Genomic DNA, 23,477 nt, shown 5'->3' with positions numbered 1-23,477 from the left:
ATCGACCCGACGGCGAAGCAGCAGTAGATGGGGAACCTCTCTTGAAGAACGAAACGCTAGAACGCCTGCGCCTTCCGGGGGCCTGGGTCCTGCTTGCAGCCGCGGGCGTGCTCATGCTCTCCGGGCTCATCCAGGTGATCGTCCGATCCAGCGGCTGGCGCTCGGAGACCTCCTTCGCCTCGGCCATGTACGACGCGGGCTCCGCCAACTTCTTCGGCGTGACCATCACGGTCCTGGTCGCCGTCGCCGTGGCCCTGGTCCTGACCAGCGAAAGGACCAGGGCCGGAGCCTCCCCGGTCGTGCTGACCGCGATGATCGTCACCGGTGTGGGCCTGCTCTTCTGCCTGATCACGGTGATCTGCGGCTTCATCGACGCGATCAACATCGGCCACGGCTTCGCCCGGATGCTGAGCACCGTCGCCCAGGGCGCGGTGCTCGGCGTCTTCGGCTTCGCCACGCTCAAGGCCTTCAACGACCCCACCCTGGTCCCCAGAGTGGTGGCGCCGCAGAACAACGCCTACCCGCAGCAGTTCCCGCCCGCCACCGGCGCGCAGCAGTCCTTCGCCCAGCCGGCCTACCCGGGCCAGCCCGCCGACCCCACCCAGAGCGCCGCCCAGCAGTACGGCGTGGACCCGGCGCAGCAGCAGGCCTACGGTCAGCAGTACGGCGCGGACGCCGCCCAGCAGCAGTACGGGACCGGCGCGCAGCAGGCGTACGGTCAGCAGTACGGGACCGACCCGGCGCAGCAGCAGTACGGCACGGGCGCGCAGCAGGCCTACGGTCAGCAGTACGGGGCCGACGCCTCCGGGCAGCAGCCCGTCCAGCAGGGCTACGAACAGCAGGGCTACGACCCCGCCCAGCAGTACGGCGTGGACCCGGCGCAGCAGCAGGCGTACGGTCAGCAGTACGGGACCGACCCGGCGCAGCAGCAGTACGGCACGGGCGCGCAGCAGGCCTACGGTCAGCAGTACGGGGCCGACGCCTCCGGGCAGCAGGCCGCCTACGGCCAGCCGGGCGAGTACGCCTACGACCCGTCCCAGTACGCCCCGCAGGGCACCGAGCAGCAGCCCGCCTCCGGTGAGCAGGCCGCCCAGGACGCGATCCAGTACGGCTGGTACCAGGGCGCTGACCAGGGGCAGCAGGCGCAGGACACCCCGGCCGACAGCAATCTTGATCCTTTCTTTAACTCCGGTGAGAACAACGGTAACCAGACGCCCGGACAGGGTGGGGGATCGTACGGAGGCCAGTACGGATCGGGCACCGGATACGGCTCTGACCAGCAGGGACAGGGCGGCACCGGTGGCCAGCAGGGCTGGTACGGCGGCGAGGACAAGCGCTGACCCGGCTCCGGCGGCCCGCGCTCCCCACCGCCTCGGAAGGTCGTGAATTGCGTGGTAATTCGCAGAACGGACATCACCGGACTGCCGCTGGCGGTTCGTTGCATGATATTCAGTGGATTGCCACGCAGGGCGCTTGACTCTCAGCAAGCGACCCGCGTGTAATTTCAAGGTGGGATTCCACCCGGCCCGGGGGACGAAAAGGGCCGGGGACATCTATGGGGGGCAACAGGAGGTGCGCATGAGCGAGGTCATCCCGCTGGCGCACGGCTCGGATGAGGATCTGGGCTGGCAGGAACGTGCCCTGTGCGCGCAGACCGACCCGGAGGCGTTCTTCCCCGAGAAGGGCGGCTCGACGCGGGAAGCGAAGAAGGTCTGCCAGTCGTGCGAGGTACGTGCGGAGTGCCTGGAATACGCGCTGGAGCACGATGAGCGCTTCGGCATCTGGGGGGGACTCTCCGAACGCGAGCGCCGCAGGCTGAAGAAAGCCGCCGGGGGAGATTTCGATTTCCTGGCGGAGATGCTCTAGGGCCGCGTGCTGAGACGCGCGTCCGGGCCACGAGCCCGGGCGCGCGTTTCTCATGTTCGCCCCCTTCCGGGGTGCGCGGCGATTGCGTCCGGGACGCGGCCGGAGACGGTAATGCTCCGATATGACGGACGCCATTCGGACGTGTGTTCGGGTTCGGTGTTCCCGTCGTGGTGGGAATGCTCCGATATGGCCGGGCCGCAGCGGCGTGTGACGAATAAGCCCGCAATGGTGCCGAGTGGCGTAGGGTGATGTCCCGCGCGGGCCGTGTCCGGCCCCGACGAGGTCATGAGGGCCGCGGTCGGCCGTGACGTCCCGCGCGCGGACCGCGTCCGGAGCGCGGTCGCGCCCGTCGGCCCCGCCCGGCCGGACCCGCGGCCCCGATCGGGGCCGCGCCCCTCCCGGAGAGAACCCACCACAGCCGTGCCTGACCAGGATTTCGCCCGACACGTCGTCACCGCGGTCATCGTGTCCCACGACGGCGCCCGCTGGCTGCCCGAGACGATGCAGGCGCTGCGCGACCAGTCCTGGCCCGTGCAGCGGGCCGTCGCCGCCGACACCGGCAGCGCCGACGACAGCGCCGACGTCCTGGCCCGGTTCCTGCCCGCCGACGCCGTCGTGGGCCTGCCCGCCAGCACCGGGTACGGCGACGCCGTCCGTGCCGCCCTGGAACTGCCGCGCTCCACCAGCGCCGTACGCGGCTTCGACGAGGACGCCACCGAGTGGATCTGGCTGGTCCACGACGACCTCACCCCGGACCGGGACGCCCTCGCCCACCTGCTGGACGCCGCCGACCAGGACCCCCGCGCCGCCGTCCTGGGCCCCAAGCTGCGCGACTGGTTCGACCGCCGCCTCCTGGTGGAGGCGGGTGTGACCATCGACGGCGCCGGCCGCCGCGAGACCGGGCTGGAACAGCGCGAGTTCGACCACGGCCAGCACGACGGCACGCGCCAGGTCCTCGCGGTCTCCAGCGCGGGCATGCTCGTGCGCCGCGACGTGTGGGACCGCCTCGGCGGCTTCGACCCCTCCCTGCCGCTGTTCCGCGACGACATCGACTTCTGCTGGCGGGTGGGCGGCGCCGGGCTGCGCGCCCTGCTCGTCACCGACGCGGTCGCCTACCACGCCGAGGCCGCCGCTCGGCGCCGCCGCCCCATCTCCGCCACCCGCAACCACCCGCGCCGGGTGGACCGCCGCCACGCCGTCTTCGTGCTGCTGGCCAACCTGCCCCTGGGCGGCATGGTGGCCGCGCTGCTGCGCAACTCCGTGGCCTCGCTGCTGCGCGTGGTGGGGTACCTGCTCATCAAGCAGCCCGCCAACGCCCTGGACGAGGCCGCCGCGATCACCCTGGTCTACATGCGGCCGCTCCGGCTGGTGCGCGCCCGCTTCCGGCGCCGACGCGACCGCCGCCGCACCTACAGCGCCATCCGGCCCTTCCTCGCGCGCGGCGTGGCCATGCGCCAGGTGCACGACGTGGTCACCGGAATCCTGTCCGGCGAGCCCGTGCGCAACACCCCCGGCCGCCACCAGGCCGTCACCGCGCCACCTGTCGCCGCCGAGGAAGAGGACGAGGTTCCCACCGACACCGCCGGCTTCGTGCGCAGCGTGCTCCTGCGCCCCGGGGTGCTGCTGGTCCTCGCCCTGACCGCGGTCGCCCTCGTCGCCGAGCGCTCCCTGCTCCTGGGCGACCTCCTCGCGGGCGGCGCCCTGCCCCCGGTCGCGGGCGGCGCGGACGACCTGTGGAACCTCTACCTCTCCGGCAGCCCCGACAGCGGACTCGGCGCGGACGACCCCGTCCCGCCCTACGTCGGCCTGCTCGCCCTGCTGTCCACGCTCACCCTGGGCAAGCCCTGGCTGGCCGTCACGATCGTCCTGCTGGGCTGCGTACCCCTGTCCGGGCTGACCGCCCACCTGCTCGCCCGGGAGGTGCTGGGCTTCGGCCCCGCCCGCCTGTGGATGGCCGCGGCCTACGCGCTGCTGCCGGTGGCCACCGGCGCGGTCGCCCAGGGCCGCCTGGGCACCGCCCTGGTCCACGTCCTGCTGCCGGTGCTGGGGCTGCTGCTGGTGCGGCTGGTGTCGATGCCGCCCAAGCCCTCACGCCGCGCGGCCTGGGGGGTGGGCCTGGTCCTGACGGTCGCCACCGCGTTCGTCCCGATGGTGTGGCTGCTGTCACTGGTCACGGGCCTGCTGGTGGCCGTCGCCTTCGGCCACCTGGGCCGCCGGATCTACGTCAGCGTCGCGCTGGGCCTGGCCGTCCCGCTCGTGCTGCTGATGCCGTGGACACTCGAACTGTTCCTGCACCCCAGTCTGTGGCTGCTGGAGGCCGGGCTGCACCGCCCCGAACTGTCGGCGCCGGGCGCCACCCCGCAGGAGCTGCTCATGCTCTCGCCGGGCGGTCCCGGGACGCCGCCGTTCTGGGTCACGGCCGGGTTCGCCGTGGCCGCGCTGTGCTCCCTGCTGCTGCTCCGCAACCGGATGCTGGCCGCGGCGGGGTGGTCGCTCGCCCTGTTCGGGATCCTCGTGGCCATCCTGACCAGCCGGGTGGTCGTCGAGCCCTACTACGGTGGCCCCCCGGCGCCGGTCTGGCCCGGGGTGGCCCTGACCTTCGCCGCCACGGCGGTGCTGCTGTCGGCGGCGACCGCCGCGCGCTCCTTCGGTGACATGGTGCGCCTGGGCGGGCCGCGGCGGGTCTTCGCGCTCGCCGTGGGACTGCTCGCCCTGGCGACCCCCGTCTGCGCCGCGGGCGTGTGGATGTGGGAGGGCGTGCGGGGACCGGTCACCGCACGCGCCGAACCCGTCGTTCCCGGCGTGCTGGTCGAGGCCGGGACCGTCGAGGGCGGTGGCTCCGACGACGGGGAGGAGACCCGGCCGCGCACCCTCGTCGTCACCGCCGACGGGGAGGGCGGCGTGGACTACCTGGTCGTGCGCGGGCGCGAGCCGCGTCTGGGCGAGGAGCAGCTCGTGCCCGAGAGCGGGGTCCGCGAGGCGATGAACCGGGCCGTGGCCGAACTCGCCGTGGGCCAGGGCGGCGACCAGATGTACACCCTGGCCGACTTCGGCATCCAGTACGTGCTCTACCCGCGCCCGGAGATCAGCGGACCCGCCGACGTCACCATGGTCGACACCCTGGACGGCACACCGGGGCTGGAGCGCCAGTCGCTGTCGCAGCACTACGCGCTCTGGCGGCTGGCCGTCCCCACCGGCGCGCTGCGGGTGGTCTCCGAGGACGGCGTCGACGCCGAGGTCCTCGCGGTGCGGGGGGCCGCGGACGAGGTGAGCGCCCCGGTCCCGCAGGGCGACACCGGGCGGCGGCTCGCCCTGGCCGAGGCCGCCGACAGCGGCTGGCGCGCCAGCCTGGACGGCGTCGAACTGGACCCCGTCCCCACCCAGAGCGGAACCCAGGCCTGGACGCTGCCCGTGGAGGGCGGCGAGCTGCGCGTCTGGCACACCGACTACGTCCGCGCGGCCTGGCTGCTCACGCAGGGACTCCTGCTCACGGTGGTCGCGGTCCTCGCCGCGCCGGGTGTGCGGACCGAGGAGGACGTGCGGCTGATCGAGGCCACACCCACACCCCGTCCGCGGCGGCCGGAGCGGCTGCGGCGTTCGGGGAGGTCGCGCGGGTCCTCGCGTCGGGGCTCACGCGCCGGCTCCGGCCGCTCGGGACCCGACGGTGAGGACTCCGGCGTGCGCGCGGGCGGGGACGCCGAACCGGACGCGCCGGAGGGCGGCCCGGCCGGTCCCTCGGCCCCGGGGGAGGACACCGGCGCCCTGTCCGCCGTCCGGGGCAGGGGTCGCCGCCGGGGAACCCGCGGCGTGCGCAGGGGGGAGCGGCGCCGTGATCGGTGACCGGGAGAGGCGAACGCGCCGGGGAGCAGCGGACGAGGAGACCGGGACGGCCGGGCCGACCAGGCCCGCCGGGTGTCCGGTACCGAGCGGGAGGACCAGGCCGTGCGACTGATCGTGGAGAACCGGTTCGCGCTGTTCGGGCTGGTCGCGCTGGCCCTGGCCGCGCTGTTCGGCGTCGCGTTCGCGACCGGGCCGATCACCGCCGAACTGGGCGTCACCGCACCCGGGACCGTGCGGCCCGACCACGCGGTGCGGGTGTGCCCCGCCCCGCACGAGTCGGGGGAGAGCTCCGTGGCCGCGTTCGCTCCGAGGGTGAGCCGCGACGACGAGGGCGAACTGTGGGCCGAGTCGGTTCCCGAGGCCCCCGAGGAGGACGTGGACGGTGGGGAGAGCGGGGAGGACGGGAACGGCGGTGACACCGAGGGTGACAGTGACGGCGGGAACGGTGAGAGCAGCGGTGACACCGGGGACGATGAGGGCAGTGCAGCCGATGGGAACGGCGGAAACACGGGGAGCGCGGACGGGAGCACCGGCGACGCCGGGAGCGCGGACGGCACCCGGGGCGACACGGTCGGCGAGGAGCTGACCGAACCCGGCCGCGTGTGGAACACCGACACCGCCGGGATCGACGACCCCACCGCCGTCCGCGCCGAGGGGTCCCTGGCCTCGGGCTTCGACACCGCCCAGACCACCCTCTCCGACGGCTCGGCCACCGAGGTCCGCTGCCTCGAACCCTCCGTGGGGACCTGGTTCGCCCTCCCCGGCGGCGACGACACCGAGGGCATGCGACTCGACGCGCTCACCGTCCACCTGGCCAACCCCGAGGACTCCCGGGCCACGGTCAGCGTGGACGTCTACACCGAGGGCGGCCCCTCCTACTCCGAGGAGAGCAGGGGCATCGCCCTGCCCGCCGGGGCGTCGACCGAACTGGACCTGACCGAGCTGGTCGGCGGAACCAGCGCCGTCGGTGTCCACGTGCGCACCAGCACGGGACGGGTCGCGGCCTCCCTGCTCGCCGAGCATTCCTCCGGTACCGCCGACTGGGTTCCGCCCACGGCCGCGCCCGCGCGGGAGCACGTGATCCCCGGCGTTCCCGGGGGCGAGGGCCGTCGGCGCCTGCACGTGGCCGCGCCGGGCGACGAGCCCGTCCAGGTGCGAGTGCACACCGTCACCCCGGCCTCGGAGGACGAGGCGGAGGAGGAAGGCGGGCAGGGCGAGGAGGGACAGGGCACCGGGACCGCCGACGACCCGCTGACCTTCAGCGTGCCCCCGGCGGCCTCCTCCTGGCTCAGCCTGGAGACCGTCCTGGCCGGGGAGCCCGGCGCGGTCGTGGTGGAGGCGGACGCGCCCGTGGTCGCCGGTGTCGCCGCGGAGGCGGTCACCGGCGAGGGGGACGACGTCGAGGTGGTCGAGGCCGCCCACACCTCCGCCGTGCCGCCGCTCGGCTTCCCGCTGGACACCACCGCGGTCCTGCCCGACGTCCCCGAGGGCGCCGACACCGAGCTGCTCCTGACCGCGGTCGGGGGCGACGCCACGCTCATGGCCACCCCGATCGGCGCCGACGCGACCCAGGGGGACGCCGTGCGCGTGCAAGTCGCCGCCGGGACCACCACCGCGTTCGGCGGGGACGACGGCTGGCAGGCGCCTCCGGGCACCGGGTCCGAGGACGGCTACGCGGTCCGCCTGGAGGTCCTGGACGGCTCCGCGCCCGTCCACGTCGCCCGCGTGCTGCGCGGCGGCGGAGGCGGTCTGGGCGTGCTGCCGGTGACTCCCGCGCCGGTGCGGACCGAGCTCCCGGTGGTGCGCGACAGCATGGTGGGAGTGGTCCCCTAGGCGCGCTGGTCGGGCCTGTTGCCGGTGTGACGCATGGGGCTCCGACCCGCGCTGATCTTGTACCTGTAGCCAGGTTGGGCGGTCGAGACTGGCCACAGGTACAAGATCACGGCGAAGGGAGGGGGCGTCGCACCAGGCGCTGGCCGGGGGCCAGCGCCCCGGGGCAGCCCTGAGGGACCCCGGGCGAAGGAGGTCAGCCCTCGGGGTCCACCGACTCCGGTTCCACGCCGAGCAGGTTGGCGACCTCCTCGACGACCGCCTCGTGGACGAGGAGGGCCGTCTCCTCCGGATCCTTCGTCCGGATCTCCACCGGACGCCGGTACACCACGATCCGGGCCCGGCCGGAGGGATCGGTCTCCAGGCGGGAGAACGGGATCGCCTCGGTCAGGGGGCCGTGGGGCGGAACCGGGGGGACGTCCTCCACGAGGAAGTCGACATTGGCCAGCTCGTGTGCCCACAGGCGTTCGAGGCGTTCGACGGCGTCCAGGACAAGATCGTCGAAGGCCTGCGCTCGGCTCCGGAAAACCGGCAGGTCAGAGGGCACGAGAGGACCGCGGATGCCTCGGCCTCGGCGGTCCCGGCGCCGCACTCGGTCTGGTTGGCCACTGGAAAGGCGCACTCGTCGCACACTTCGAGACTAAGCCATCACGGGCCCCGCGCGTAGTCCCTCCCGGGGCGAAAGCGCTCACGCGCCCGAGGAGTGGGCCGCCGGACGGTGACGGGGGACGGGTCGGAGGCGGTGTGCCGACCCCCGGGAGGCGGCCGGAGGACGGCGCGCGGAGGCCGCGGACGAGCGCGAACGGACCAGCTCATGGAACGATGCTGGCGTGTCCCTCAGTAAAGGCATACAGTCGAACGCTGTGAGCCCTGTTCGACGCTGCTCCCGTACCGCTTGCAGACAGCCTGCCGTCTTCACGCTCACGTACGTCTACGCCGACTCGACGGCCGTCCTCGGCCCGCTCGCCGCCTACGTGGAACCGCACTGCTACGACCTCTGCGCCGTGCACGCCGACCGGCTGACGGCACCGCGCGGCTGGGAGGTCGTCCGACTCCCGGTCGAGACGTCGGGCGGCGGCCCGGGCAGCGACGACCTGGAGGCCCTCGCCGACGCCGTACGTGAGGCGGCCCGCCCGCCTGCCCGCAAGGACCCCTCCGACGAGATCGGCGAGGGGACCGAGACGCTGCGCCGGGGGCACCTGCGCGTGGTCAGATCCGATCCGGGGCGCGGCGAACAGCAGCCCCCCCGGCACTCCGGCGGGTAAGCCGACTAGTTTTGTACCGCGCGCGGCCCGGCCGCGCGGGACCGAACCCAAGCAGGACCGACCTGGCCGGAGAAGACGTGGCTGACCTCGCAAGCATCTTCAAGGCATACGACGTGCGGGGCGTGATCCCCGACACCTTCAACGCCGACATCGCCCGGGCGATCGGCGCCGCCTTCGCCCGTGTGGTCGGCGGGGAGGCCGTCGTGGTGGCCCACGACATGCGCCCGTCCTCGCCCGAGCTGGCCACCGCCTTCGCCGAGGGCGTCACGGGCCAGGGCCTGGACGTGGTGTTCGCCGGTCTCGGCTCCACCGACCTGCTCTACTACGGCTCGGGCCAGCTGGACCTGCCCGGCGCCATGTTCACCGCCAGCCACAACCCCGCCGAGTACAACGGCATCAAGATGTGCCGGGCCGGGGCCGCGCCCGTCAGCGGCGAGACGGGCCTGGACGAGATCCGCGGCCTGGCCGAGGAGATTCTGGCCGGGAAGGAGCCCGCCGGGGGAGCGCCCGCCCACGACGGCCCCGCCGGGACGGTCACGCGCCGCGACCTGCTGGCGGGGTACGCGGACTACCTGCGCGAACTGGTCGACCTCTCGGGCATCCGGCCGCTCAGGGTCGCGGTGGACGCGGGCAACGGCATGGGCGGCCACACCGTCCCCGCCGTCCTGGAGGGCCTGCCGCTGGAGGTCGTCCCCCTCTACTTCGAGCTGGACGGCACCTTCCCCAACCACCCGGCCAACCCCCTGGACCCCGACAACCTGGTGGACCTCCAGGCGAAGGTCCGCGAGACCGGCGCCGACATCGGCCTGGCCTTCGACGGCGACGCCGACCGCTGCTTCGTCGTGGACGAGAACGGCGACGCCGTGCCGCCCTCGGCCGTCACCGCGCTGGTGGCCGCCCAGGAGCTGGAGCGCGAGCCGGGCGCCACGGTCATCCACAACCTCATCACCTCCAAGGCCGTCCCCGAGATCGTCCGGGAGAAGGGCGGCGAGCCCGTCCGCACCCGGGTCGGGCACTCCTTCATCAAGGCGACCATGGCCGAGACGGGCGCGATCTTCGGCGGGGAGCACTCCGCCCACTACTACTTCCGCGACTTCTGGCGCGCCGACACCGGTATGCTCGCCGCGATGCACGTCCTGCGGGTGCTGGGCAACGACGACCGCCCCCTCTCCCGGATCGCCGAGGCCTACTCGCGCTACGCCGGGTCCGGCGAGGTCAACTCCAAGGTCGCCGACGCCCCCGGGCGGATGGCCGCGGTACGCGAGGCCTTCGCCGGGCGGGACGGCGTCACCGTCGACGAACTCGACGGCCTGACCGTCTCCCTTCCCGACGGATCGTGGTTCAACGTGCGCGCCTCCAACACCGAGCCGCTGCTGCGGCTCAACGTCGAGGCCCCCGACGAGGCGTCCATGGCTGGTCTGCGCGACGAGGTCCTGGCCATCGTCCGTGCCTGACCAGGCATCATTGGGGGCAGAGGGACACCCCATTGCAGAGGAACGAGGACATGAGCACGAAGATCGACGGCTGGTTGCTGGAGATCCTGGCCTGCCCGCAGAGCCAGGCCCCGCTGCGCCACGACCCCGAGACCGACGAGCTGGTCTGCGACGAGAGCGGCCTGGCCTACCCCATCCGGGACGGCATCCCGGTCCTGCTGGTCGACGAGGCGCGAAAAATCGGGTGAGACCGGGAACGCCCCGGGCGTTCCAGCAGTCATAACGGTTGCGCCGGGGTAACGGGGCACGACGGGACGCACCACCGCGTTCCCCACAACCCGTACCCTGGTGCTGCGCGCCCTCTCACCCCTATCTCCCGGAGGACACCGATGCCCGGTCCCGAATCGCTACTGCCGAGCGACCCCTCCTCGTTCGGCGAGTACAGCGTGACAGGACGGCTGGGCAAGGGCGGCCAGGGAATCGTCTACCTCGCCGAGGACGCCGGGGGCGAGCAGTACGCGGTCAAGGTCCTCAACGACCAGTGGTCGCGCGACAGCGACCTGCGCAAGCGGTTCGAGAAGGAGGTCCGGGCGGCGCAGAAGGTCGCCTCCTTCTGCACCGCCGCGATCATCGACGCCCAGCTCGACGGGGACCCGCCCTACGTGGTCAGCGAGTTCGTGCCGGGCAAGGACCTCCAGGAGGCCATCGCCAAGGGCGCGACCCAGAAGGGCTCCACCCTCCAGCGGCTCGCCATCACCACCGCCACCGCCCTGGTCGCCATCCACAAGGCGGGCATCGTCCACCGCGACTTCAAGCCCGGCAACGTGCTGCTCGGCCCGGACGGCCCCCGCGTCATCGACTTCGGCATCGCCCGGATCGACGACGGCACCGCCACCATGACCAACTCGATCGTCGGCACGCCCTCCTACATGGCGCCCGAGCAGATCGAGGGCCGCGGCATCACCGACAAGTGCGACATCTTCGCCTGGGGCTGCGTCATCGCCTTCGCCTCCACCGGGCGGGCGCCGTTCGGCTCCGACACCGTCCCGGCGGTCGTCCACCGTGTGGTCAGCGCGCCCCCGGACCTGACAGACATGGACGAGGCCCTGCGCCCGATCGTCGAGTCCTGCCTGGACAAGAACCCGGACAACCGGCCCAACGCCCAGACGCTCCTGATGCGCCTGCTGGGCCACGACGGACCCGAGGCCTCCGCTCCGTCCACCGACGACGTCGTCAAGCAGGGCGAGAAGATCGCCCAGACCGGTCTGTTCACCGGCGCCCAGATGCCCTACCGGCCGCACACCGGGCCGCAGCAGCCGCACACGGGCCCCCAGCAGCCGCACAGCGGTCCGCAGGCGGGTGCCGCCGCCGGGTACATGCAGCCCGGCACCTCCAACCCCCGCCCGGGCATGCCGGGGCACCCGATGGGCTCCGACCCCCGCCACGGCTTCGTCCACCCCGGCACCTCCAACCCCAGGCCCGGGATCCCCGGCCACCCGGGGACGTCCAACCCCCGTCCGGGCGCCCCCGCCTACCCGCCCCCGCCGCCCGGCATGCCCCACGGCCCGCACGGCGCCGGCAACCCCATGGCCACGGGCATGAACCCCAACCAGACCTACGCCCGCCCCGGGGCGCAACAGCCCATGCCGCGCCCCGTCGAGCAGAACTCGGTGCTCCAGCAGAGCTGGGTGATCCCGGCGGTGCTCATCACCATCGTGATCCTGCTGCTCGTGCTGCTTCTGATCGCCGTCAGCGGCTGACCGCTCAGACCCGGGTGAGCTCGTTCATGGCCCGGGACACGGCCTCGTCCACGAGGTCGCGCACCTGGGGCCAGCGGTCGTCCACGCAGTCCGTGGGCATCACGGTCACGCTGTCGGTGCCGGACATGCCCAGCGCGTCGCGCGCTCCCTCCGCGGTGGTCAGGCGCGCGTCCGCGGTGACCGCGAGCACCCCCGTCCGGGGGCGGCCCACCTCCTGGACCACCACGAACAGCGACAGGGACGCGCCGCCCACCGTCAGCTCCAGCGCCGTCCACCAGTGCGCGGCCCCCGGCGTGAGCAGGTTCCGGGCCACGACCTCCGAGGCGGTCCCGGGCTCGGAGTCGTCCGACCCGCCCGAGTACACCGACGTGCGCGCCGCGGCGTCCAGCGCCCGCAGGATCATGGCCAGCGACTCCCGGCGCGAGCGCACGTAGTCCAGGACGCGGCGGCGCGTCACCGCCGCCAGTGGCGACACGGGGGAGCGGGGTTCGGGGACGCGCTCGGGGGTCCAGCTCAGCTCGTCGAGCAGTGTGCCGGTCACCAGGCGCGCGAAGTGGCGGACCATCCCGGCCAGGCGCTCGTCGGCGTCGCGTCCGCTCCACGGAGGCGCCAGGGGGTCGGGCAGCAGCGGCGGGAAGTCCGCCCGCCGCAGCACCAGGGACGCCAGCAGCCACGGCAGTGCCCACGCGTGCGTACCCTCGGGGCGCTCGGGGTCCAGCTCGGCCAGCACCGCCACGCCCTCGGCGTAGGTGTGCGCGGCGCGCACCACCGGATGGGCGGGCACCGAGGCGGCCCGCGCCAGCCGCAGCGCCTGCTCGGAGCCCACGGGGCGCAGGGGGGAGCGCGCGGGACAGTCCTCGGGCAGGTTCCTGGCGCGCTCGGCCAGCTCCGAGACGAACGCGGCGGTGAACTGCCGCCCGGAGGCCCCGTCCGCCGCGGCGGACACCACCAGCTCCTCCAGTGCGGGTCCGCCGCCCAGCGCCCGTACACGGCGGCCGGTCAGCTCGCGCCGCGCCGCGGCCCGCGCCTCCCGGGGCTGGCTCTGCCGGTGCTGGGCCCAGATGGCCCGCAGCCGGTCGACGTCCATGAGGTCCTCGCGTACCAGGGCCGGAATCCGGTCCAGGTCCGCACCGCAACGTAGGGTATCCACGTGTCTTCCGTAGCCAGTGGGCAGTTGGCCAAAACCTGTCACGGGTCCCGACCTGTGGCCGCTACCGGACGCGTCGGCGTGTAAACCGGGGGTGGTCAGGGACGGCGGCCGTGCAACAGCCGCATCGCCTTCTGCTTCTCGAAGTCCAGTGCGCGGGCGGGCGCCGCGGCGAGCCTGCCCAGCCGCTCCCCGTGCGAGCGCACCCGCGCCAGGACCTCGGGCTCGGCCAGGACGCGCAGGGCGAAGGCCAGCGCGGCGGGCGGGATGTCGAACTCGCGCTCCAGTTCCAGGCCCACCGCGATCGTGCGCAGGTCCTCCTCCGTGAACCGGCGGTGCCGGTGCCCGCGCCCGGTGGGCTGCTCCTGGGTGCGGGGCAGCAGGCCCAGGCCCTCGCGGTAGCGCAGCATCCGCGCGGTGGTGCCCACCCGGTCGGCGGCCGCGGAGATCGCCACGGGGCCGAGCGGCTGGAGGTCGGACGGGATCGGGTCGTCGTCGAGGGCGGCCATGTCCGCGACCCTAACCGAACTCCCCCACCAAAGAGCGCAAAACTGACAGTTAAATGTCAACTTCGTACGGTCGTTCGGGCCGCGGCCCTAGAATCGGGTGCGCCACGACCATCACGAGTGAGGAACGCATGGCTTTCGACTTCAAGGTCGCCGATCTCTCCCTGGCCGCCTTCGGACGCGACGAGATCCGGCTCGCCGAGCACGAGATGCCCGGCCTCATGGCCACCCGCGCCGAGTACGGGGACAGCAAGCCGCTCCAGGGCGCCCGCATCATGGGCTCGCTGCACATGACCGTCCAGACCGCGGTCCTCATCGAGACCCTGGTCGCCCTGGGCGCCGAGGTGCGCTGGGTCAGCTGCAACATCTTCTCCACCCAGGACCACGCCGCCGCGGCGGTCGTCGTCGGCCCCGACGGCACCGCCGAGGACCCCAGGGGCGTCCCGGTCTTCGCCTGGAAGGGCGAGACCCTGGAGGAGTACTGGTGGTGCACCGAGCAGGCGCTGACCTGGCCGGGCGCCGAGGGCCCCAACATGATCCTGGACGACGGCGGCGACGCCACCATGCTCGTCCACAAGGGCGCCGAGTACGAGAAGGCGGGCGCGGTCCCCGACCCCGACAGCGCCGACAGCGAGGAGATGGGCGTCGTGCTGCGCCTGCTCAGCGCCAGCCTGGAGCGCGACGCCACCAAGTGGACCGAGATCGCCAAGCGCATCAAGGGCGTCACCGAGGAGACCACCACCGGTGTCCTGCGCCTGTACGAGATGCGCCGCGAGGGCACCCTGGCCTTCCCCGCGATCAACGTCAACGACTCGGTCACCAAGAGCAAGTTCGACAACAAGTACGGCATCCGCCACTCGCTGCCGGACGGCATCATGCGCGCCACCGACGTGCTCATCGGCGGCAAGGTCGCCGTGGTGTGCGGTTACGGCGACGTCGGCAAGGGCGCGGCCGAGGCCCTGCGCGGCCAGGGCGCCCGCGTGGTCGTCACCGAGGTCGACCCGATCAACGCCCTCCAGGCGGCCATGGACGGCTACCAGGTCACGCTCCTGGAGGACGTGCTGGAGACCGGTGACATCTTCATCACCACCACCGGCAACTTCAACGTGATCATGGCCGACCAGATCACCCGCATGAAGCACCAGGCGATCGTCGGCAACGTCGGCCACTTCGACAACGAGATCGACATGGCCGGTCTGGCCAAGGTCCCCGGCGTCGTCAAGAAGGAGATCAAGCCGCAGGTCCACGAGTGGACCTTCTCCGACGGCACGTCCGTCCTGGTGCTCTCCGAGGGCCGCCTGCTCAACCTGGGCAACGCCACCGGCCACCCCAGCTTCGTGATGTCCAACAGCTTCACCAACCAGGTCATCGCGCAGATCGAGCTGTTCACCAAGCCCGACGAGTACCCGACCGACGTGTACACGCTGCCCAAGATCCTCGACGAGAAGGTCGCCCGGCTGCACCTGGACGCGCTCGGCGTCAAGCTGACCCAGCTCACCAAGGAGCAGGCCGCCTACATCGGCGTGGACGTCGCGGGCCCCTACAAGCCCGACCACTACCGCTACTAGGCAGCACATGACACTCCCCTCCCACCAGGTGGCGGACCTCGGCCTCTCCGGGGCCGGGGTCCGCCGCGTGGACTGGGCCGAGCGCTCCATGCCGGTGCTGCGCAGCGTGCGCGAGCGCTTCGCCGCCGAACGCCCCCTGGACGGCCTGCGCGTGGCCGCGTGCCTGCACGTGACCGCCGAGACCGCCAACCTGCTGCGGGCCCTGCGTGCGGGCGGCGCGAGCGTGTGGCTGGCGGCGTCCAACCCGCTGTCCACACAGGACGACACCGCCGCCGCCCTGGTCACCGGGTACGGGGTTTCGGTCCACGCCTGGGCCGGAATGGACCCGGCCTCCTATGACCGGAACCTGGTCACGGTCCTGGAGTCGCGGCCGCACCTGCTGCTCGACGACGGATGCGACCTGGTCAACACGGCCCACCTGGCCCGCCCCGACCTCCTCGACGGAGTGCTGGGCGGCTGCGAGCAGACCACCACCGGCGTGATCCGGCTGCGCCGGATGAGCGCCGAGGGCGAACTGCGACTGCCGATGGTCGCGGTCAACGACACCGCCACCAAGCGCATGTTCGACAACCGGTACGGCACCGGCCAGTCCACCATCGACGGCATCCTGCGGGCCACCAACGCCCTGCTCGCCGGGCGCACGGTCGTGGTCGCCGGGTTCGGTTACTGCGGCCGGGGCCTGGCCGAGCGTGCCCGCGGCATGGGCGCCCGCGTGGTCGTCACCGAGGTCGACCCGGTCAAGGCCCTGGACGCGGTCATGCAGGGCTACACCGTCACCACCATGGAGGAGGCGGCCCCCGTCGGGGACGTGTTCGTCACCGTCACCGGCAACCGCGACGTCGTCCGCGCCGAGCACCTGGACCTGATGAAGGACGGCGCGATCCTCGCCAACTCCGGCCACTTCGACCTGGAGATCGACCTGAACGCCCTGGAGGGCCGGTCCGTGGAGGTCAACCGGGGCGTGCGCGAGCAGGCCGACGAGTACGTGCTGGCCGACGGGCGCCGACTGCTCCTGCTGTCCGAGGGGCGCCTGGTCAACCTCGGCGCCGCCGAGGGGCACCCGGCCGCCGTGATGGACCTGTCCTTCGCGGTGCAGGCCCTGACCACGGCCTGGTTGGCCCGCAACGCCTCCGACCTGGAGCCGGGCGTGGTGGAGGTGCCCGCCGAGACCGACACCGAGGTGGCCCGGCTCGAACTGGCCGCGCTGGGGGTGCGCATCGACGCGCTCACCCCCGGACAGGAGGCCTACCTGCGCTCCTGGCACGCCTGACGGGCGCTCCCGCGCCCGACCGGTCGCCTTGCGCTCAGCGTGGTCGCGGCGACCGCCGCCTCCAGGCGGCCCCGGTTCAGCGGGAGGAGCGCGGGCCGTACCACTGCTGCTGGGAGCCGCCCTGCGGGTGACCGGGCTGGGAGCGCTGGGCGGCGATCTCGTGGCGGCGTCGGCGCTCGGCGAGCACCGCGGCCAGGAAGTAGGGCGGGGTGGTCCCCGGCGGCGGGGGCGGGCTGATCTGCGCGGCCACCGTGTCGGCCAGCCGGACGCCCATCTCGTGGCGGGTGTGCTCGGCCAGCTCCCCGTACCGGAGCACGTACTGGCGCGCCGCCGCCGCGGTCTCCGGGGACAGCCGCGACAGCTCGGTGTTCGACGCCCAGGCCGCCAGGTGCGGGGGCATCGGGACGACCTCCTCGCGGGGCCTGCCGCCGCGCTCCTCCACCACCATCGTCCCGGCCACGAAGTCGCCCACGCGGCGGCCGTCGCGGTTGATCATGGACGTGATCAGCGCGACCACGCCGCTCGTCGCCCAGATCTCCACGAACGCGGCCAGCGCCCGGCCCAGCGCCTGCCGGAACCGCTCGGGGGAGCCGTCGGTGCCGACCACGCGCAGGCCCAGGGCCATCTTGCCCAGGGAGCGCCCCCGGGAGACGGTCTCGAAGACGGCCGGGTAGCCGACCAGGACCAGGATCACGCTCGACAGGGACACGGCGGCGGTGACCGCGGGGTCCAGCTCCCTGCCGATCCACAGGACCAGGACGCTCAGCGCGATCAGGGCGATGGTCTGGACCAGGGCGTCGATGGCCAGGGCCGCGGCCCTGGTGGCGAAACCGGCCGGACGCAGGTCCAGGACCACGGCGTCACCCGTGACCAGAGGTGTCACGCCGTACACGTCGGCGCGGGTGTCGCCGTTGCCGGGATAGGACACCAGCACTCGCTCCCTCAGGGCTGTCTGAAACCGTCGTTCCGACATTACCCGGCACGCGGGACGGCTGTTCGCAGCGGAGTCCGGAGCGCGCTCCGAACAGGCGGGACGGAGGGGCCCGGCAACCGGCGCCCGAACCGGACCGCGCGCGAAACGGATAGGGTCCCTTGCGTGGATATCGACGTGTTCGCCGCGGCGCACGCCCCGGAGTGGGAACGGCTGGACCGACTGGTGCGCAGGCGCCGCTCGCTGGACGGTGAGGAGATCGACGAACTCGTCGAGCTCTACCAGCGGGTGTCCACCCACCTGTCGGTGGTGCGCTCCTCCGGGCAGGACCCGGCGCTGGTGGGCAGGCTGTCCGCACTGGTGGCGCGGGCCCGCTCCGCGGTGACCGGCGCGCACGCCTCCGCGTGGCGCGACGTCGGCGGGTTCTTCACCCGCGTGTTCCCGGCGGTGCTGTACCGGCTGCGGTGGTGGTGGATCGGCACCAGCGCGGGCATGGTCGCGATCGCCGCGGTCACCGCCCTCTGGATCGTGTCCGAGCCCGACGTGCTGCACGCCCTGGGCACGCCGGACTTCATGGCGCAGTACGTCGACCACGATTTCGCGAACTACTACATGGAGAACCCCCGGGGCTCGTTCGCCGCCCAGGTGTGGACCAACAACGCGTGGGTGTCGGCGCAGGCGATCATCTACGGCGTGGCCCTGGGGCTGCCGACCCTGGCGGTGCTGCTGATGAACGCGGTGAACGTGGGTGTCGCCGCGGGGATCATGCTCGCCCACGGCCAGGGCGACGTGTTCTTCGGGCTGCTCCTGCCGCACGGGATGCTGGAGCTGACCGCCGTCTTCGTCGCGGGCGGGGTGGGCCTCAAACTGGGGTGGACGATCATCGCGCCCGGTGACCGCACCCGCATGCGCGCCTTGGGCGAGGAGGGGCGCGCCGCCATCGCGGTGGCCCTGGGGCTGGTGGTGGTGCTGCTCATCTCCGGGCTCATCGAGGGCGTGGTGACCGGCAACGCCGCGGCCGGGGTCATCCCGATCCCGGTGGCGTTGGGCATCGGCGCGCTGGCGGAGCTGCTGTTCGTGGTCTACGTGTTCACGGTGGGCAAGAAGGCCTACCGGGAGGGCGAGACCGGCGACCTGGAGAACGCCCCCGCGGCCGTCCCGGTGGCCTGAGGCCACCGGCCGGTCCGTTGCGCGGGCGTGCCGGGTCGTCCGGTCTCTGGCCACCTGCGGCCACGGGCTGTTCCGGTGGTCGGCCTGGTGGCATCATCCGGGCCATGGACACCAAATCCCTCCGCTGGTTCAAGAGCTCCCACAGCAGCTTCGAGGGTGCTTGCCTGGAGGTAGCTCTCACCGAGCCGGTCTGGCACAAGAGCAGCTACAGCAGCTTCGAGAACGGTAACTGCGTCGAGGTGGCGTTCACTGACCGCCTCGTGGTGCTGGTGCGGGACACCCAGAATCGGGACGGCACGGTGCTGGATATTGGCGCGAGGGAATGGTTGGGCTTCATGCGCTTGCCGACCGCCCGGTAGATCTGAGTCCTGCCGGGTTGGGCTTTCTGCCTAACGCCTACAGCCTCAGACGCCTCTCGTGGTGCCCGTTCGGCGCAGATCGGTTCCACCAGAGCAGCCGGATGAGCCCGAGGAACATGCCCTGGATGGTGTCAGCCCTCGTTGAGCTGGCGAAGGGACTCCTCCCTGTGCTCTCGTGCCAGCGCGGTATCGGGGTGGTCCTCTCCCAGCGCCGACGTACGTGCTTCGACCACGTGGCCGAACAACTCGACAGCCGTCGCGTGGTCCCCACGGACTGAGGCGGTCCGGGCGAGGTAATAGTCGGCCATGACGGTTTTCGGGTGCCGTTCTCCCAGGAGGTGCGCCTGTGCCCGACGTACCCTGCGGAAGTCCCTCTCGGCCGCCTCCGTGTCGCCTCCGAGCATGCGGATATAGGCCAGGTTCTGCAGTGCCTCCAGCGCGGTCGGGTGCTCCTTCCAGCCCGGGCACGCGTGGGCCTCCCAGATGGCGCGGAACCCCTCCTCGGCGGTGTCCAGGTCACCGCGGAGCCCGGCCATCAGGGCGACCTGGTGCCGGGTGCTCAGGGTCTCGGGGTGCGCGGGCCCGAGAGCGGCCTCGCGATCGCGGTACACCGACCGGTAGACCTCCTCGGCCTCCTCGATCCGCTCCTGCGCTCGCAGGGCGTCGCCCAGTGCGTGCCGGGCCCGGAGCGTGGCCGGATGGGAGTGCCCGAGCACCTCCACCGCCTCCGTGACCGCGTTCTCCAGGATACCGAGAGCCTCGTCGGTGAGGCTGAGCAACGTCAGGCTGCGGGCGCCGGACACCACGCTGTCGACGACGGCCGGGTCCACCCGGGAGCACAGCCGGAGGTAGAGACGGGTGACGGCGTCATGGGCCCGCAGTTCGAAGCCCAGGTCGCGGTCGCGCTGCCAGCCGAGCAGCCGTTCCGCCTCGTCGACCAGTCCCAGATCCGCCTCTACCAACCCCGCGCGCACGGTCTCCGACACCAGCGGGTGCAGCCGCAGCGCGGTCTCCCCCTGCGGCGAGACGACCGAGACCAGCCCGTGCACCACCAGCGCGTTCACGGCCCTGGCCATGTCCGCATCGGTCAGGGAACCCAGCACGCCGCCGTCCAGCTCCGACAGCGGGAGCCTGCGCAGCGGAACCTCACTGGCGTCGGGGCCCAGCACGGCCAACAGCTTCAGCAGCGGCACCGCCCTGGGCTCGCGCTCCTCCACCAGCCGCAGGGACAGCTCCCACACCCCCGACAGCAGCTTCCGCTCCGCCTCGGCGCCCCCGACCAAGGGCGCCGCCAGCTCGTCCAGGGCCACGACGCCCTCGCCGAGCCGTGCCAGCAGCGCGTACGCGTCCGGGAACAGCACCCGGTGCGTGGCCAGGATCCGCCCGGCCAGCGACAGCGCCAGCGGCACCCCGCCCAAACGGCGGGCCAGCTCCTCCGCGCCCGCCAGCTCCGCCGAACCGCCCGCCCCCGCGTGGTCGGCCAGCGCCTCGGACGCCGCCGACCCCTCCAGCTCCCCGATCCGGTGCACCCGCGCGGGCGCCCACTGTGCGGGGTCGTCCACCCGGCTGGTCACCAGCACGAACCCGCCCGGACTCGCCCGCATCCACCCCAGCTGGTCCCCGGGCCGGTTCTCCGGGTCCAGCTCCTCGGGCCGGTCGGCGTTGTCGATCACCAGCAGCCACGGCCGCGCCGCCGCGTCCAGGTGCCGCCACACCCACCGGGCCGCCTGGCGCCGCGCCCCCTTCACCTGCTCGGCCTCCTGCCGGGGACCGCCCACCTCCACGGCGGCCTCGACCATGCTCGCCGCCACGCTCCCGGGCCGCACCCAGAACACCGTCCACCCGTCGCGCCGCGCCCGATCGGCCAGCGCCGCCGCCACCGTGGTCTTGCCGAACCCGCCCGGCCCGGTCAGCACGTGCGGAACCGGTGCGCCGGTCTCCATCGCCCCGCCCAGGGCCTCCAGAAGCTCCTCACGCCCCCGTACGGCCGTCGCCAGCCGCGGCGGGTCCAGGGACACGTCGGCGAGCGGCGGCGGAGCGGGAGCGGGCGCCTGGAGGGTCACACCGCCGTGGATGTCGCGTACCTGGAGCAGTTGGCCGTGGACGGCACCGGAGGAGGCGTTGCCGTGGGCCCCGGGGGGAGAGGTCATGCCCTCCATACTGCACGCCCGGGCGCCGCCCCGGGGAGGGGCGGCACCCGGACGGTGACGGAGGAAGACCCGGCCCTACAGCCTGCCCTGGGCCTTGAGGTTGATGTAGGCGTCCGCCAGCGCCGGAGCGATGTGCTCGGGGTCGGCGTCGACCACCTCCACCCCCATGCGGCGCAGCTCGGCGGTCACCCGGCGCCGCTCGCCCAGCGTCCGCTCGGCCGCGGCCGCCCGGTACAGCGCGTCCGCGCTGCCCCGCTCGGCGGCCATCAGCTCCACCGCCGGATCGTTGACCGCGGCGACCAGCAGCAGGTGCCGGGAGGTGAGCACGGGCAGCCTCGGCAGCAGCCCCTCCTCCAGCGACGCCGCGTTCAGGTCGGTCAGCAGCACCACCAGCCGCCGGGCCCGCCCCTGGGTGCCCAGGACGGTCCCCACCAGGCCCGCCGGGTCGGACTCCACCAGCTCCGCCTCCAGCGGCGCCATGGCCTCCACGATCCGGCCCACCTGCTGGCCGCCCTTGCCCGACGAGCGCACCTGCGCGCGCGTGCGCCGGTCGTAGGCCAGGAAGTCCACCCGGTCGCCCGCCCTGCCCGCCAGCGCCGCCAGCAGCAGCGCCGCGTCCATGGCGTGGTCCAGGCGCGGGGTGTCGCCCACCCGACCCGCCGACGTGCGCCCGGTGTCCAGCACGATGAGGATGCGCCGGTCCCTCTCGGGCCGCCACGTGCGCACCACCACGCCGTCGCCGCGGGCCGTGGCCCGCCAGTCGATCGACCGCACGTCGTCGCCGGGCACGTAGTCGCGCAGTGAGTCGAACTCGCTGCCCTGCCCGCGCACCATCGCCGTGTGCTGGCCCTCCAGCTCGCGCAGCCGGGACAGCTTGCCCGGCAGGTGGCGCCTGCTGTGGAAGGGCGGCAGCGTGCGCACGGTCCACGGCGCGGGCAGCGTCCGCTGCCTACCCGCCAGTCCCAGCGGCCCCAGGCTGCGCACGGTCACGCCCGCGGCCCGGGCGTCGCCGCGCCGCGTCGGGGTCAGGACGGTCGTCACCCGACGCCGCTCCCCGGAGGGCACGCGCAGCGGCTGGCTGCGCGGCGCGGCGTGCGCGCTCGGCGGCCAGGCGTCGCGCACCGACCCCCGCAGCCTCCGCCGCGTGGGGTTGGCGACGGTCACGTACACCGTCGCCGAGTCGCCCAGGCGCAGCGACGTGTCCCCCTCCCGGGACAGCAGCACCGCCTTGGGGCTCGCCGCCAGCACGACGTCCAGGGCGAGCAGCACCGCCAGCACGCCCAGGGCCACGGCCGCGGCCCCGGCGCCGATCAGACCGGACAGCGCCACCGCGACCGTGGCCGCCAGCGCCAGCAGCACCGCCCGGCCGGTGACCACCATCAGCGCGGCACCGGGACGGAGGCGAGCACACCGTCCAGGATTCCGTCGGTGGTCGCCCCCTCCAGCTCGGCCTCGGGGCGCAGCGCGATCCGGTGCCGCAGCGTGCCCTTGGCCAGCGCCTTCACGTCGTCGGGGGTGACGTAGTCGCGGCCCGACAGCCACGACCACGCCCGGCTGGTGCGCAGCAGCGCCGTGGCACCGCGCGGGGACGCGCCCAGCTGGAGCGACGGCGACTGCCGGGTGGCCCGGCACAGGTCCACGATGTAGCCCAGCACCTCGGGCGCCACCCGCACCCGCTCCACGGCCAGCCGGGCCGCGCGCAGCTCCGCCGCGCCCGCCACCGCGGTCACCCCGGCCGCGGCCAGGTCGCCCGGGTCGAAACCGGCCGCGTGGCGGCCCAGCATCTCCACCTCGGCCGCCCGCTCGGGCAGCGGGACGGTCACCTTGAGCAGGAACCGGTCCAGCTGGGCCTCGGGCAGCGGGTAGGTGCCCTCGTACTCCACCGGGTTCTGGGTGGCGGCCACCATGAACGGGTCGGGCAGCGCGGACGGCCTGCCCTCCACGGTCACCTGGCGCTCCTCCATCGCCTCCAGCAGCGACGCCTGGGTCTTGGGCGGGGTCCGGTTGATCTCGTCCGCGAGCAGCAGGTTGGTGAAGACCGGCCCCTCCATGAACTCGAACTTCGCGGTGTGCTGGTCGTAGACCAGCGAGCCCGTCACGTCGCCCGGCATCAGGTCCGGGGTGAACTGCACCCGCTTGTGGTCCAGGGACAGCGCCGCCGCGAGGGTGCGCACCAGCAGCGTCTTGGCGACGCCGGGCACGCCCTCCATCAGCACGTGGCCGCGGCACAGCAGCGCCACGACCATCGCGGTCACCGTCTCGTCCTGGCCCACGACCGCCTTGGCCACCTCGCGGCGCAGGGCGACCAGGGCCGCGCGCGCCTCGTCGGCTGATGGCAGTGCCTCGGGTGTGAAGGCGCTCACGTGCCGTCTACCTCTCTCG

General features: G+C 73.4%; 19 protein-coding genes. 12 read left to right on the top strand and 7 right to left on the bottom strand.

Translation table 11 applies throughout. The features are described from left to right. Positions 1 to 41: 41 nt before the first annotated feature. From ACSIH6_RS29050 to ACSIH6_RS29035, 4 genes are all read left to right on the top strand, one after another. Entirely contained in the window at positions 42 to 1,340 is a 1,299-nt protein-coding gene (locus ACSIH6_RS29050) for a hypothetical protein (RefSeq protein ID WP_435111515.1), read from the top strand. A 238-nt stretch (positions 1,341 to 1,578) separates the two neighbouring features. After that, on the top strand, positions 1,579 to 1,866 hold the full coding sequence (locus tag ACSIH6_RS29045) for a WhiB family transcriptional regulator (protein WP_013154770.1): 288 nt from the start codon (positions 1,579 to 1,581) through the stop codon (positions 1,864 to 1,866). Positions 1,867 to 2,286: 420 nt separating this feature from the next. Further along, on the top strand, positions 2,287 to 5,706 hold the full coding sequence (locus tag ACSIH6_RS29040; RefSeq protein ID WP_435111514.1) for a glycosyltransferase: 3,420 nt from the start codon (positions 2,287 to 2,289) through the stop codon (positions 5,704 to 5,706). 102 nt (positions 5,707 to 5,808) lie between these two features. Beyond that, positions 5,809 to 7,539 (top strand): DUF5719 family protein, encoded by a 1,731-nt coding sequence (locus ACSIH6_RS29035; protein ID WP_435111513.1) that lies wholly within the window; start codon positions 5,809 to 5,811, stop codon positions 7,537 to 7,539. Between the two features lie 193 nt (positions 7,540 to 7,732). Here ACSIH6_RS29035 and ACSIH6_RS29030 read toward each other — a convergent pair whose 3' ends face one another. Then, positions 7,733 to 8,128 (bottom strand): metallopeptidase family protein, encoded by a 396-nt coding sequence (locus ACSIH6_RS29030; RefSeq protein ID WP_435111512.1) that lies wholly within the window; start codon positions 8,126 to 8,128, stop codon positions 7,733 to 7,735. Between the two features lie 271 nt (positions 8,129 to 8,399). Between ACSIH6_RS29030 and ACSIH6_RS29025 the strand changes: the two genes are divergently transcribed. The 4 genes from ACSIH6_RS29025 (at position 8,400) to ACSIH6_RS29010 (ending at position 11,994) form a co-directional block, all read left to right on the top strand. After that, positions 8,400 to 8,801 carry a DUF3499 domain-containing protein gene (locus tag ACSIH6_RS29025; RefSeq protein ID WP_150252010.1) on the top strand — a complete coding sequence of 134 codons (402 nt, stop codon included), beginning with the start codon at positions 8,400 to 8,402 and terminating at the stop codon, positions 8,799 to 8,801. Positions 8,802 to 8,878: 77 nt separating this feature from the next. Then, positions 8,879 to 10,255: a phosphomannomutase/phosphoglucomutase gene (locus ACSIH6_RS29020; RefSeq protein WP_435111511.1), complete on the top strand. Its 1,377-nt coding sequence runs from the start codon at positions 8,879 to 8,881 to the stop codon at positions 10,253 to 10,255. Between the two features lie 50 nt (positions 10,256 to 10,305). Continuing rightward, entirely contained in the window at positions 10,306 to 10,482 is a 177-nt protein-coding gene (locus ACSIH6_RS29015) for a Trm112 family protein (protein WP_013154764.1), read from the top strand. A 141-nt stretch (positions 10,483 to 10,623) separates the two neighbouring features. Further along, positions 10,624 to 11,994, top strand: a complete 1,371-nt coding sequence (locus tag ACSIH6_RS29010) for a protein kinase domain-containing protein (RefSeq protein ID WP_435111510.1) — start codon at positions 10,624 to 10,626, stop codon at positions 11,992 to 11,994. A 4-nt stretch (positions 11,995 to 11,998) separates the two neighbouring features. On the opposite strand, the gene ACSIH6_RS29005 is transcribed toward ACSIH6_RS29010, so the two are convergent. Both ACSIH6_RS29005 and ACSIH6_RS29000 read right to left on the bottom strand, forming a co-directional pair. After that, positions 11,999 to 13,144 (bottom strand): hypothetical protein, encoded by a 1,146-nt coding sequence (locus ACSIH6_RS29005; protein WP_435111509.1) that lies wholly within the window; start codon positions 13,142 to 13,144, stop codon positions 11,999 to 12,001. A gap of 95 nt (positions 13,145 to 13,239) precedes the next feature. Further along, complete coding sequence (locus ACSIH6_RS29000) at positions 13,240 to 13,650, bottom strand: MerR family transcriptional regulator (RefSeq protein WP_435111508.1); 411 nt, start codon at positions 13,648 to 13,650, stop codon at positions 13,240 to 13,242. Between the two features lie 128 nt (positions 13,651 to 13,778). Here ACSIH6_RS29000 and ahcY (ACSIH6_RS28995) point away from each other — a divergent pair, with 128 nt between their 5' ends. Both ahcY (ACSIH6_RS28995) and ahcY (ACSIH6_RS28990) read left to right on the top strand, forming a co-directional pair. After that, the gene (gene ahcY, locus ACSIH6_RS28995) at positions 13,779 to 15,215 is read left to right on the top strand and encodes an adenosylhomocysteinase (protein ID WP_435111507.1); all 1,437 of its coding nucleotides are present in this window, start codon (positions 13,779 to 13,781) and stop codon (positions 15,213 to 15,215) included. Positions 15,216 to 15,222: 7 nt separating this feature from the next. Beyond that, positions 15,223 to 16,485: an adenosylhomocysteinase gene (gene ahcY / locus ACSIH6_RS28990; protein WP_435111506.1), complete on the top strand. Its 1,263-nt coding sequence runs from the start codon at positions 15,223 to 15,225 to the stop codon at positions 16,483 to 16,485. A gap of 76 nt (positions 16,486 to 16,561) precedes the next feature. On the opposite strand, the gene ACSIH6_RS28985 is transcribed toward ahcY (ACSIH6_RS28990), so the two are convergent. Further along, positions 16,562 to 17,419, bottom strand: coding sequence for an RDD family protein (locus ACSIH6_RS28985; protein WP_435111505.1), 858 nt, complete (start codon positions 17,417 to 17,419; stop codon positions 16,562 to 16,564). A 162-nt stretch (positions 17,420 to 17,581) separates the two neighbouring features. Here ACSIH6_RS28985 and ACSIH6_RS28980 point away from each other — a divergent pair, with 162 nt between their 5' ends. Continuing rightward, positions 17,582 to 18,586 (top strand): stage II sporulation protein M, encoded by a 1,005-nt coding sequence (locus tag ACSIH6_RS28980; protein ID WP_435111504.1) that lies wholly within the window; start codon positions 17,582 to 17,584, stop codon positions 18,584 to 18,586. A gap of 104 nt (positions 18,587 to 18,690) precedes the next feature. Beyond that, positions 18,691 to 18,945 (top strand): DUF397 domain-containing protein, encoded by a 255-nt coding sequence (locus ACSIH6_RS28975; protein WP_435111503.1) that lies wholly within the window; start codon positions 18,691 to 18,693, stop codon positions 18,943 to 18,945. 131 nt (positions 18,946 to 19,076) lie between these two features. On the opposite strand, the gene ACSIH6_RS28970 is transcribed toward ACSIH6_RS28975, so the two are convergent. The 3 genes from ACSIH6_RS28970 to ACSIH6_RS28960 form a co-directional block, all read right to left on the bottom strand. Then, the gene (locus tag ACSIH6_RS28970; RefSeq protein ID WP_435111502.1) at positions 19,077 to 21,104 is read right to left on the bottom strand and encodes a tetratricopeptide repeat protein; all 2,028 of its coding nucleotides are present in this window, start codon (positions 21,102 to 21,104) and stop codon (positions 19,077 to 19,079) included. Between the two features lie 66 nt (positions 21,105 to 21,170). After that, positions 21,171 to 22,475 (bottom strand): DUF58 domain-containing protein, encoded by a 1,305-nt coding sequence (locus ACSIH6_RS28965; protein ID WP_435111501.1) that lies wholly within the window; start codon positions 22,473 to 22,475, stop codon positions 21,171 to 21,173. After that, positions 22,475 to 23,458 (bottom strand): AAA family ATPase, encoded by a 984-nt coding sequence (locus tag ACSIH6_RS28960; RefSeq protein ID WP_435111500.1) that lies wholly within the window; start codon positions 23,456 to 23,458, stop codon positions 22,475 to 22,477. The genes ACSIH6_RS28965 and ACSIH6_RS28960 overlap by 1 nt, the downstream gene beginning before the upstream one ends. Positions 23,459 to 23,477: the final 19 nt, after the last annotated feature.

It is taken from the genome of Nocardiopsis synnemataformans (assembly GCF_965343085.1).
In the GTDB taxonomy this organism is placed as follows: domain Bacteria; phylum Actinomycetota; class Actinomycetes; order Streptosporangiales; family Streptosporangiaceae; genus Nocardiopsis; species Nocardiopsis alborubida.
The sequence above is the reverse complement of the archived record's forward strand: the minus strand, read 5'-3'. Positions and strand labels throughout refer to the sequence as shown.